This window comes from Paenibacillus taichungensis, assembly GCF_013359905.1.
GTDB lineage: Bacteria > Bacillota > Bacilli > Paenibacillales > Paenibacillaceae > Paenibacillus > Paenibacillus taichungensis.
The window spans coordinates 174,659-187,443 of record NZ_JABMCC010000118.1 but is presented as its reverse complement, the minus strand read 5'-3'; the positions used below and the strand labels follow the sequence as shown (position 1 = coordinate 187,443).

The window sequence follows — 12,785 nt, the reverse complement described above, 5'->3', positions numbered from 1 at the left end:
TAAAATGGCCGCAGGCGGCCGGAGCGAGGAGGCCACTTGTCATGAGAGAAGAAAGCTTATCCCGTGAAGTACGCTACGGCAAGCAAGATATTGCAGAACTTGAGAGCGCATCCATCCAGGTACATCTAATCTACAAAAAAGCTGCGGAGCTATTTAAACGAACTTCATATTCCGCGTCGGTTAAGGATGATGTTGCAGGAGAGAAGACTCATTCCACGAATAGCAATGGTCAGGTAATGGCTCCGGCGGTACTGCAAAAATGGATTCAGACAGCAAGAGGCTGGAAATGTATCGGATGTGAACTGAGACAACCCGATTCCATCGGAGCACAGACTGAAGCCAACTTTCATGAAGAACGTGTGTATCTGGATGTGGGCGAAGGTCGTTTTGTTCAAGCGGAGATGCTGATTCAGGCGATTGTATGGTCACAATATGAGAAGATCCGCCTGTTCGCGCCTTGGCTGGGTGATGACACCTTCTACACTGTACAGGAGCTGGATGTGATTGCCCGTTATATTGTACCTACCTATTTCTCCGAACGGCCGCTGCATGAGCAGGGCAAGGTATCCAAGGTACACCATTCATATGGTCAGATTCCGTTCTATCAGGAATATGTGGATGCACCTTCGTTCTGTGTACAGGTGGACGGTGGATTACTTGAAGGGCGTTTGCTGACAGGTGTTTATGTGTCGGAGGAACAGTTCTTTGGGCTCAATCCGTATCTGAAGGATGGAGACGGGGGCCGTACCTACATGCAGGCTTGTGTCCAGTAACCATGTTATTCAATAACCTTAAAGATAATTAGGAGCCAAAGGGCCTGCTTGCAGGCTCTTTGTGCTGTACAAACCAGTTATGGACGCTACTGGATGAAAAGTAACGGCATTGACACTTTTTTTGCATGAATTTTGTGCCATAATAGAGGTTATGGACAACAGGGTGAATGATTTTACGCAGGGTGGTGTTACCTACATGAAGAAGAGAATCCCCGGTTACATAGGTATATGTCTGCTTATTCTGGTTATATTAGCCGGTTGTAGCGAGACACAGCCTTCCGAACAGCCAATCGTCAAAGAGACCGAATCGCAGAATACGATCACTGTGGCAGTGGATGGCAGCACTTTTTTGCCTGACGCAACGAAGTCCATTAAGAGAGATTTTAGTGAAGGTCTGACGCTCAAGAAAGCACTGTTGAACAGTGGACTTGTCGATTTTACAGCAGATGGAAAGCGGATCCAATCCGTGGGGGAAGTTTCTCTGGACTCCTCACTTAGCTGGGCAGTCAAACTGAATGGCAAGGATATTGACCCGGAAAATTGGGACATGGAACTTCATGTCAAAGATGAAGTGATCATATATGTAAAAGCCGCTGACAGTGGGGGAGACGATGTTGTTTACCAAACAACATTACTCAAGGTGAGCGGTGGAAATATTATGCCAAATCTCAATCGTCAATATGCCGGGGTGTATGTTCAGGAATGTACTGTGCGTGATGTATTGAAGTCCAGTGGGATTGTAAGAATGTCGGAAAACAACAAGTTCGTCGTTTCCGTTGAAAATGTAATTCCCCGGATGAACCAACGCTGGATGATCATGGTGAATGATAAGGAACTGATGGAAAACGGTTTGGACATGAAATTGAATCCACGTGATGCAGTAAAGCTTGAGTTGACTACTGTATCTTAAGTATAACAAAAGCCCAATCTTCGTTATAGAAGATGGGCTTTTTTCATTTGCGTATCAAATGTTTACAAGATGGGGAAAGCGTCAAATCAAATTCGGCAAATCTCGTTAGGACACAATTCACAGTGACAGATGCCCTGGAGCATGTGCAGATCCTTGATGACAATCATGCCGTTGTCGTATTCAATGGCGTCTTTTTTACGCAGATCGCTTAACATGCGGTTGACACTTTCACGGGTCGCTCCAATCATATTGGACAGATCCGTGTGCGTTATTTTTTTATGAATCATGACATGCTCTCCATGGGGTTCGCCGTAGGAATTGGACAATCGAATTAGCGTGGAGCAGAGTGCACCTGGTTTCCCATATAACATCAGATCACGGAATTTGGTTTGGGTTAACCGGTGATGGATACCCATCCATTTCATAAAGTCGATCGCAAAGTCACAGTGTTGGCAGATCAGCATCTCCAGGTCTTTATGCTCCAGTACACCGATCTCACTATCCTCCAGCACTTCCGCCGAAAAGCTGTGTTTCGATCCGAAGAACGGATCAGCCTGCCCAATCATATCACCGGATTGATACATGTACATAATCAGTTCCTTGCCTTCATCCGTGGATTTGGTGATCTGAGCACGGCCCCGTTTCATATAATAAAGTTTGTCAGAGACATCTCCTTCCCAATACAGATGGGTTCCTTCCGGATAGGTTCTGTCCTTCATCGTTACGAGCAGATGGTTGAAATTCGCTTCCGAGAAACAGTTGGTATTTCCGCGTTTTTCCAGTACACTCAGTTGTTCTCTCATAAGTCTATCTCCCCTTTGTGTCCATCGGACGGCCTTCTGCAGCTTGGACTGGCCCCCGTGGTTCGCCGCAAACCGTTGCCGTCCTGATCAGGGTCATCTCTCGGCCGGGAAGGACGGTACAAATTGCGGTGGTTCAATTTTTAAGTTCAGTATATACCTTATCTTGCCGTTTGAGGGGCGTGGAAAGGGGGCAAAAATGGCGAAATTTCAAACATTGTGATTAAATTCACTTTCTGAAGGGGAGGATGAATCTGACAGCCCTATAGTTTAAATAGGAAGTGTGAATGGCTAAGTGAGGGACACTAAAAAACTTAAATTAAATTTGTTATACTTTGTGAAAAAAATCACATAATTAACTCTTTCCCCATGATACGATGTGAATGTAAAGAAGAGAGACAAACCAATACGAACCTTTAGGAGGATGAGGGAGATGGCTGTAAAGAACGAAGTCGCCCCAGTAAAAGAACCGACAGCAGGTCAGTATATTCAAACGTTAATTGACAAAGCGAATAAAGCACATGCAGCATTCATGTCCATGGATCAGAAACAGATTGACCGCATCGTGCAAGCGATGGCGCTGGCAGGTCTCGACAAACATATGATGCTCGCCAAGATGGCCGTGGAAGAAACAGGCCGGGGTGTGTATGAGGATAAAATCACCAAAAATATATTTGCAACAGAGTATGTATATCATAGCATCAAATATGACAAAACAGTAGGGGTTATTGAAGATAATGAGTACGAAAGTTTCCAGAAAATTGCGGAGCCTGTCGGCATTATCATGGGGATTACCCCGGTAACGAATCCGACATCCACCACAATGTTCAAAGCACTGATTTCCATCAAAACGCGTAACCCGATCATCTTCGGTTTCCACCCATCTGCACAGAACTGTAGCCGGGAAGCTGCCAAAATTTTGCGAGATGCTGCAGTGAAGCATGGTGCTCCAGCGGATTGTATCCAGTGGATAGATGATCCTTCAATGGATCGTACAAACGCGCTGATGAATCATAACGATGTGGCGCTCATTCTGGCAACAGGCGGGTCAGGCATGGTACGGGCGGCATACAGCTGTGGTAAACCGGCACTGGGCGTAGGGCCAGGGAACGTACCTTGCTTTATTGAGAAAAGCGCAGATATCAATCAAGCGGTAACGGATCTGATTTTGTCCAAATCGTTTGATAACGGCATGATCTGTGCTTCCGAGCAAGCAGTCATCATCGAAGAACCGATCTTCGATCAGGTGAAAAAGAAAATGATCGCGAACGGCTGTTACTTCGTCAACAAGGATGAGGCTGCGAAACTGACCGCAGGTGCCATTAATGCTGAGAAATGTGCGGTGAACCCGGCGATAGTTGGTCAATCTGCAGTCAGCATTGCGCAAATGTGCGGTATCGAGGTCCCTGCTAACACCAAAATTCTCGTAGCCGAGATTGAAGGGGTAGGTACAAAATTCCCGTTGTCGGCTGAAAAACTAAGCCCGGTACTGGCTTGTTACAAAGTGAAAACGGCAGCTGAAGGGATTGAGCGTGCAGCAGAAGTGGTTGCTTTTGGCGGCATGGGTCACTCCTCTGTTATTCATTCGACGAACGAAGAAGTCATTGGCAAATTCGCAGATCGTCTGCAAACCGGACGGATTATCGTGAATTCGCCATCCACACACGGTGCCATAGGTGACATCTACAACACCAACATGCCGTCACTGACGTTGGGCTGCGGATCGTATGGACGTAACTCGACTTCTTCCAACGTAACCGCTGTGAACTTAATCAACGTGAAAAGGGTGGCTCGCCGTACCGTGAATATGCAGTGGTTCAAAGTGCCGAACAAAGTCTACTTCGAAAAAGGTGCAACACAGTATCTTGCCAAAATGCCGGACATCACACGCGTAGCCATTATTACCGATGCGATGATGGTCAAACTCGGTTATGTGGAAAAAGTAGAGCACTATCTGCGTCAACGTCAAATGCCAGTAGCTATTGAAGTGTTCTCTGATGTCGAACCCGATCCATCGACAACAACGGTAGATCGCGGTACAGAAATGATGCGCCGCTTCCAGCCAGACTGCATTATCGCACTCGGTGGGGGATCACCGATGGATGCTGCCAAAGCGATGTGGCTGTTCTACGAATATCCTGACACAGACTTTAACGACTTGAAGCAAAAATTCATGGATATCCGCAAACGGATCTACAAATATCCACGTCTCGGCGTGAAAGCGAAATTCGTAGCGATTCCGACAACTTCGGGCACAGGTTCGGAAGTAACATCGTTCGCGGTTATTACAGATAAAAATCAAGGAAATACCAAATATCCGCTGGCAGATTACGAGTTGACACCAGACGTGGCGATCGTGGATCCTGAGTTTGTATATACTCTGCCTAAAACGGCTGTCGCAGACACAGGTATGGACGTACTGACGCATGCGATCGAAGCGTATGTCTCCGTTATGGCGAATGATTACACGGATGGACTCGCGATCAAAGCGATTCAACTGGTATTCCAATACCTCGAGCAATCGGCGCTGCAAGGTGACAAATTGGCTCGTGAGAAAATGCATAACGCTTCGACGATTGCCGGCATGGCTTTTGCCAACGCCTTCCTGGGTATTAACCACAGCTTGGCACACAAATGGGGCGGTCAATACCACACTGCACATGGACGTACCAATGCGATCCTGATGCCGCACGTCATTCGCTACAATGCGAAAAAACCGACGAAGTTTGCATCGTTCCCGAAATATTCGCACTTTGTGGCAGATGAGCGTTATGCCGAAATTGCCCGCATTCTGGGATTGCCTGCACGTACGACAGAAGAAGGGGTTACCAGCCTCATCAATGCCATTCGCAAACTGAACAAAACATTGGGTATTGAAGAGTCGTTCCAGGAAATCGGATTCGATGTCAAAGACTTTGAGGCACATGTCGATTATCTGGCAGACCGCGCATTCGAGGACCAATGTACAACAGCCAATCCAAAACTGCCGCTGGTGACTGAACTGGCAGATGTGTATCGCAACGCTTTCTACGGCAAGTTTGAATAACAACTAAAGCAACAGCATGATTCAGCCATATAGTCAGGGTTCCCCGTAAGGGGAGCCCCGATTGCCGTCTTTCCTGTAAAAAAAGGTATAACGTAATCTTTGCAGTTGTCTTTTTTAAAAGAGGTTACACGGAATCGGTGATGTTACTTTTTGAACTAGGTATTCAAACCATAACGAAGAGGGAAGAAAGAACTGAAGAAGCGAAGCGTTCTCTTTCAAACACGATTTCATCCTTTTATGCTATATAGTTTGAATCATAAATGTACACGATAACGGAGAGGAGAGAAAAAACCTGAAGAAGCGATAGCGCTCGCCTTTATCCCCGTATTTTACCCTTAAAAAATAGAATCAATAAAATTCGGGGGTAACAGCGATCGGAAGTTGTTCTGTCCGCGCAGTGGCTAAGTGTGAATTTGCAGGGTTCACCATGACACAGCACAGGTGGAGTGAGGATGGTCACAAACTTTGTGATAAAAATCACAGATGATGAAAGAACGAAGTCGTATACTGAAAATGTAAGAAAAACATTCATCCGCGGTTCCGGTTCCCAAGTAGAGAGAACATGTTCCGGCTTACATGTGAAAAATATCACATTAATCGCGGCTCTGGGCACAGATGAGACGAGTGAAGCATCCTGTCATGTGTCCGGAAATCCAAATTTGTGGAGGGATTACTATGTCGGTGATCGAAAAAGATGTCAAACAACAAACAGGTTGGAGAAACTTTACCAAAGGAACATGGACGAAATCCGTAGATGTGAATGATTTTCTAGTACGCAACTTATCACCTTACTATGGCGACGAAGCATTTCTTGCAGGTGCAACTCAGAATACAAAAGAGTTATGGGATATCGTATCCGATCTGACCAAAAAAGAGCGCGATAATGGCGGGGTACTCGATGTTGACGTAAACACGCCAGCAACGATTGTTTCTCACCAACCCGGTTATCTGGATAAATCCAAAGAGCAGATTGTTGGTGTTCAAACGGATGCTCCATTCAAACGTTCCATTCAGCCATTCGGTGGAATTCGCATGATGATTGATGCTTGTGAAGCTTATGGTTTTGAAATGCCTCAAGGCGTCATTGATATATTTACGAACATCCGCAAAACACATAATCAGGGCGTATTTGACGCTTATACATCCGAAATGCGTGCAGCACGTAAAGCAGGGATTATTACCGGTCTGCCTGATGCTTACGGCCGTGGCCGGATCATCGGTGACTATCGCCGGGTAGCTCTGTATGGCGTGGACTTCCTGATTCGAAATAAAAAAGGTGAGCTGAATGCACTTGAAGTCGATGTGATTGATGAAGATGTCATTCGCCTGCGTGAAGAACTGTCTGAGCAGATTCGTGCATTGCAAGAATTGAAACAACTGGGTGAAATGCATGGTTTCGATATTTCCTTGCCAGCCACAACCGCAAAAGAAGCGTTCCAATGGCTCTACTTCGGTTACCTGGCTGCGATCAAAGAGCAAAATGGTGCGGCGATGTCGCTCGGACGTGTTTCTTCGTTCCTGGATATTTACATTGAACGTGATTTGCAAGAAGGCTTGCTAACTGAAGAACAGGCTCAAGAACTGGTTGACCATTTTGTTATGAAACTGCGGATCGTCAAATTCCTGCGTACGCCAGATTATAATGAATTGTTCAGTGGAGACCCAACATGGGTAACTGAATCCATCGGTGGCATGTCCGTAAATGGAGAAACCCGTGTTACGAAAAACAGCTTCCGTTTCCTGCACACCCTGAACAACCTTGGCCCTGCACCTGAGCCGAACCTGACTGTACTTTGGTCCACAAAGCTTCCGGAGGCTTTCAAACAATACTGTACGAAAGTATCCATCGAAACGAGCTCCATCCAGTATGAAAATGATGATCTGATGCGTCCGATCTACGGAGACGATTATGGTATTGCTTGCTGCGTATCTGCGATGAAAATCGGGAAACAAATGCAGTTCTTCGGCGCTCGTGCGAACCTGGCAAAAGCATTGCTGTATGCAATCAACGGCGGTCGTGATGAGAAATCGGGAGCACAAGTTGGACCTGAATATCCGGCGATCACAAGCGAAGTGCTGGAGTACAATGAAGTTATGAAACGGTTCAAACCGATGATGGAATGGCTCGCCAAACTGTATATGAACTCACTCAACGTCATTCATTATATGCATGACAAATACAGCTATGAGCGTATTGAAATGGCCCTACATGACCGTGACATTGTACGTACAATGGCTTGTGGTATTGCTGGTCTCTCGGTTGCAGCAGACTCTCTGAGTGCCATCAAGTATGCGAAAGTCAAACCGATCCGCAACGAACAAGGCATCGCAATTGATTTTGAAATTGAAGGCGACTTCCCTTGTTACGGTAACAATGAAGACAGTGTCGATAGCATTGCAGTTGAACTGGTGGAAAGCTTCATGGGCATGATTCGCAAACACAAAGCGTATCGTAATGCGATCCCAACACAGTCTGTACTGACGATCACATCGAACGTAGTGTATGGCAAAAAAACAGGTACAACACCTGATGGCCGTAAAGCAGGCGAACCGTTTGCTCCAGGGGCGAACCCAATGCATGGTCGGGATAAAAAAGGTGCACTGGCATCCCTTGGCTCAGTAGCCAAACTGCCGTACGAACACAGCCTTGACGGGATCTCTAACACATTCTCCATCGTGCCTAAAGCACTCGGAAAAGAGTCAGACACACGTAAATCCAATCTGGTTGCCATGATGGACGGTTATTTTGGTCAAGGGGCACACCATCTGAACGTGAACGTATTTGATCGCCAGCAGTTGATTGACGCGATGGATCACCCGGAAAACTATCCGCAGCTGACTGTACGGGTATCCGGTTACGCGGTTAACTTCATCAAACTGACACGTGAGCAACAACTCGATGTCATTAACCGGACCTTCCACGGTTCGATGTAACACGGGCTTAACTTAACAGTTCATAGGAGATAGGAGTAGAACCTCCATATTAAACGCACAGCGGATGCGATACAGAAAGGAAGAGGCAGCATGGTTAATGGACATATTCATTCACTCGAAACTTTCGGGACGGTTGACGGCCCAGGCATCCGCTTCGTGCTTTTTATGCAGGGATGTCTGCTCAAATGCCAGTATTGTCATAATCCGGATACATGGGCACTGGATGGTGGCAGGGAAATGAGTGTGGAGGAGGTACTGGCTGAAATCGAGCCATACCTGTCCTACTATCGCAGTTCCGGCGGAGGACTTACGGTATCCGGCGGGGAGCCAACATTACAGGCTCATTTTGTAGCCGAAGTTTTCAAAGAAGCGAAACGCCGCTGGGGATTGCATACTACGCTGGACAGCAACGGTTTCAATGAACCGGATCGGATTCATGATTTGTTAGATAACACGGACCTGGTTTTGTTGGACCTGAAGCACATTAATGATGAGAAACATATCAAGCTGACAGGTAAATCCAACGAGAGAACATTGCGCACCGCACAATGGTTATCGGACAATGGACGAAAAATGTGGATTCGCCACGTGTATGTGCCAGGGATTCACAATGAGGAAGAAGACTTGCTCAATCTGGGGCGGTTTATTGGAACGCTAAATGGAGTCGAGAAGTTCGAAATCCTGCCTTATCATCAGATGGGTATTTACAAATGGCAGGCGCTGGGGAAAGCCTATCCGCTTGAAGGTGTTCCTTCTCCGAGTGATGAGGAAGTAGAACGAGCGTATCGTTTGATTGAACAAGGTCATACGGAAACAGCAGGCGTGGCTTGTTTCAATAAGTAAACATTTATATACAGATCTTCCAACCAAGCAGTCTTTGCGAACATGTTTCGCAGGGGCTGTTTTTTACTGTTATCAATTGTAAATGCAAGATTATTTGTCCAGTGAAGGATTTTATCCCTCTATTGATGAATTGTCATCCTTACGATGTAAGCTACAACTTTTTATAATCAGAGTGTAAAGCCAAATGCTCAATATCTTGAGGGGGGTCATACGAATGAAAAAAGGAATGACATTACTGCTTTCATTATTGCTTATCGCATCATGGACATTGGCAGGTTGTTCGAGCTCAACTAACGAACCACAACAGGGAGCAGGCAATACGCCTGCGGAGCCAAGCAAGGAACCGGTTGAGATGCTTCTCCGTCACACTCAGGTGGGTGCCGACAAACAAAAAAGGCTGGCCATTCTGCAGGACGTTGTGGCCAAAGTGGAGAGCGAAGTACCTAACCTGACCTTTACACTGGACGGAGTTGAATCCGATGTAAACCGTAAGGAGAAGCTTCGTGGTGAGATGGCAGCAGGCAATCCGCCGGATATCTTCGAATTGTTCGGTAGTCCGGACTCCAAAGTATATGCCAAGGAAGGCATGTTGTTAGATCTCACGCCGATCTTGCAAGAACTGGGCATTCAGGACCAATTCTCATCACTTGAACCATTTACCTATGAAGGCAAAGTGTACGGACTGCCTATTGGCGGATCGGGTGAAGGATTCTTCTACAATAAAGAGTACTTTACGCAAAAAGGTTGGAAAGCGCCTTCAACAATGGCTGAGCTGGATAATATGCTCGCTGAGATCAAGGCTGATGGCAAAGTGCCACTTGCTTCTGCTTCCAAAGCAGGCTGGGTTCCACTCATGTTAACAAACCATCTGTGGTCCCGTTACGCTGGACCTGATATTACGGCGAAGTTTGCTACAGGCGAAGCCAAATGGACTGATCCAGGCGTTGTCGCAGGATTCGCGAAGCATAAGGAATGGGTGGATAAAGGTTACTTCAAAAAAGGCGAGCTTGGCTTTGAGTATGCAGAATATACAACTCAATTTACGAGTGGTGAAGCGATTCTGATGTACGACGGTACATGGAAATCGTCTGTATTCAAGGAAGGACAGAGCGGTGAGTCACTCATTGGCAAGGTTGGTTTCTTCAATATGCCTCCAGTAGAGAACGGTGCAGGAGATCAAACAGCCCTGATGCGTGACGTCAATAACGGATACGGCTTCTCCGCAGCGGTTGCGGATGATCCTCAGAAGCTTGCGGCTGTTAAAGCCTTTATCAAAAACTTCTACAACGAAGATATGCAAGTTCGTGGACTCGTAGAAGACGGTGTGTTACCAGCAATGAAATTGGATGAAAAAGTGCTGACAGACAGCATCACTGACGATTTGATGAAAGAAATCGTAGCTGTTCTGAATGCATCGCAGACTTCATTCCCGGCTTTCGATGCACTCGTTCAAGCCGATGTAACGACAGAGATCAGTAACTTGCAAATTCAGAAGCTGGTTGGTGGACAAACGACACCAGAGAAAATGGCTGAAGAATTGCAGAAGGTTCAGGAAGAGGCTAATGCTTCAGTAGAATAAACGATCTTTAAGCGAAGAAGAGTACCTGCTAACACCATGCTGGTTTACCCCGGTTGGAACACTGCCGGGGTAAAACCCTTGGTCCTATCTAGAGAATTATACTGCTGAGGAATCTGCTCTATATACGAGCATAAGAAGTTGAAGTCACTGAAGGAGGTAGATCATGAATACTTCACTCCGCAGCCCGCTGATCTATACGTTGTTTGTGTTGCCGGCACTGATCCTGTTTATCATGTTTTTCCTGTATCCTATCGGCAGTTCGCTCTATTACAGTCTGACCAGTTGGAACGGTGTATCCGCAGAGCCGCGTTTTGTGGGACTGTCCAACTATGCAAAAGCATTGACAGATGAACGTTTTTGGATTTCTACGCGCAATAACGGTTTCTTTATCGCATTTTCGGTTTTGATCCAGGTGCCTCTCATTGTGCTGTTTTCCCTGCTCATTGCGAATGTAAAGAAATTGAAGGGATTGTACAAAACAGCCGTCTTTTTGCCGTCCATTATGTCAACGGCCGTCATCGGTATTCTGTGGGGATTCATATACGAGCCTAACATCGGCCTGTTGAATCAGTTACTTGAAACCGTAGGTATTTCGCCAGTCTATTGGCTATCCGATAACCGATTCGCAATGATATCCATTCTCGTAACCAATGCGTGGCAGTGGACGGGATTTTATATTGTCATGGTTTTGGCAGCCATTCTGGCTATTCCCAAGGATCTGGATGAAGCGGCAGCCATTGATGGAGCAACAGCCGTACAAAGAGCTTTCAAAATTACATTGCCACTTATCAGACCTATTATTTCCGTCGTCATCATGTTATCCATTGCCGGGGCGATGAAGGCAGCAGATATTGTTCTGGTTATGACCAAAGGTGGACCCGCAGGCTCTACCGAAGTGCTTGCTACGTATATGATCAAATATGCGATTACCAATTTCAAATACGGTTATGGCAATACGATTGCTGTTCTGATCTTTGCTCTGACGCTTGTGCTCACCGCGGTATATCAGTTGCTGGTGGCGAGACGCAACGAAAGGGTGGAATATTGATGGTAAAAAACATAAAAGGCAGTATACCTCATGTTTTGTTAATGTTGTATCTACTTGCGATTCTGTTTCCCTTTTTATTCGTAATTTTTTCTTCATTTAAGCAGGATAACAACGAAATTGCACTGAATCCGTTCGGTCTGCCTTCCACTTGGGTGTTTAATAACTACGTTGAGGCTTGGGTAAATGCCAAGATTGGAACGTATTTCTGGAACAGCATGTATATTTCGGTCTTGTCCTCAGTCGGAACCATTGTGCTTGGTGCTATGTTTGCTTTTGCTATAACGCGGATGAGACACCGCAAATGGAGCATGTTACTGTACAGTCTCATTCTGGCGGGCATGCTGATTCCAAATAATGCGCTCATGCTGCCAATTTATTTGCTTGTCCGCAAGCTCGGCATTTTGGATACTCATTTGGCGCTGATCATTCCTTATGTTGCGAATGCAATTCCGTTCACAATTATTATTTTGGCTGCTTTTATGCGGTCACTCCCTGGAGAAATTGAGGAAGCCGCGGTTATGGATGGGTTGAGGGCTCCGGGTATCTTTGCTAGAATAGTGATACCCCTTACAGTTCCAGCCATTGTTACGGTGTTTATCGTGAATTTCCTCGGCAACTGGAACGAATTTTTACTCGCCAACTATTTCTTATCCACCGATAAACTGCGTACATTGCCTGTCGGCATGGTCCAGTTTCGTGATCAGTATCAAATGAATTATGCCCAGATGTCAGCAGGCATTGTATACAGTGTTGTACCGGTTGTTGTAATCTACGCCATATTGCAGGAGAAAATCATTGAAGGCGTAACGGCAGGTAGTGTTAAAGGTTAATTAACGATGCGTTATATAGGGA

At 46.1% G+C, this 12,785-nt stretch carries 9 protein-coding genes; 8 read left to right on the top strand and 1 reads right to left on the bottom strand.

From position 1 onward, the window contains the following. Window positions 1-41 precede the first annotated feature (41 nt). Both HP548_RS24045 and HP548_RS24040 read left to right on the top strand, forming a co-directional pair. Complete coding sequence (locus HP548_RS24045) at window positions 42-773, top strand: hypothetical protein (protein ID WP_076291847.1); 732 nt, start codon at window positions 42-44, stop codon at window positions 771-773. Window positions 774-969: 196 nt separating this feature from the next. Further along, the gene (locus tag HP548_RS24040; protein ID WP_063565665.1) at window positions 970-1,683 is read left to right on the top strand and encodes a hypothetical protein; all 714 of its coding nucleotides are present in this window, start codon (window positions 970-972) and stop codon (window positions 1,681-1,683) included. A gap of 86 nt (window positions 1,684-1,769) precedes the next feature. Here the strand turns inward: HP548_RS24040 and HP548_RS24035 are convergent, their stop codons facing one another. Then, window positions 1,770-2,486: a Crp/Fnr family transcriptional regulator gene (locus HP548_RS24035; RefSeq protein ID WP_076291848.1), complete on the bottom strand. Its 717-nt coding sequence runs from the start codon at window positions 2,484-2,486 to the stop codon at window positions 1,770-1,772. 430 nt (window positions 2,487-2,916) lie between these two features. On the opposite strand from HP548_RS24035, the gene adhE reads away from it, so the two are divergent. The 6 genes from adhE to HP548_RS24005 all read left to right on the top strand — a co-directional run bounded on the left by adhE (window position 2,917) and on the right by HP548_RS24005 (window position 12,763). Then, a complete protein-coding gene (gene adhE / locus HP548_RS24030; protein WP_175383091.1) occupies window positions 2,917-5,529 on the top strand; it encodes a bifunctional acetaldehyde-CoA/alcohol dehydrogenase in 2,613 nt (870 codons plus the stop codon). Between the two features lie 675 nt (window positions 5,530-6,204). Further along, complete coding sequence (gene pflB, locus HP548_RS24025; RefSeq protein WP_076291850.1) at window positions 6,205-8,463, top strand: formate C-acetyltransferase; 2,259 nt, start codon at window positions 6,205-6,207, stop codon at window positions 8,461-8,463. A gap of 90 nt (window positions 8,464-8,553) precedes the next feature. Continuing rightward, on the top strand, window positions 8,554-9,306 hold the full coding sequence (gene pflA, locus HP548_RS24020; RefSeq protein ID WP_175383090.1) for a pyruvate formate-lyase-activating protein: 753 nt from the start codon (window positions 8,554-8,556) through the stop codon (window positions 9,304-9,306). Between the two features lie 214 nt (window positions 9,307-9,520). Then, window positions 9,521-10,885 (top strand): extracellular solute-binding protein, encoded by a 1,365-nt coding sequence (locus HP548_RS24015; RefSeq protein ID WP_099858215.1) that lies wholly within the window; start codon window positions 9,521-9,523, stop codon window positions 10,883-10,885. A gap of 163 nt (window positions 10,886-11,048) precedes the next feature. Next, window positions 11,049-11,933 (top strand): carbohydrate ABC transporter permease, encoded by an 885-nt coding sequence (locus HP548_RS24010; protein ID WP_063565671.1) that lies wholly within the window; start codon window positions 11,049-11,051, stop codon window positions 11,931-11,933. Next, window positions 11,933-12,763: a carbohydrate ABC transporter permease gene (locus tag HP548_RS24005; protein WP_063565672.1), complete on the top strand. Its 831-nt coding sequence runs from the start codon at window positions 11,933-11,935 to the stop codon at window positions 12,761-12,763. Before HP548_RS24010 ends, HP548_RS24005 begins: the two co-directional genes overlap by 1 nt. Window positions 12,764-12,785 lie beyond the last annotated feature (22 nt).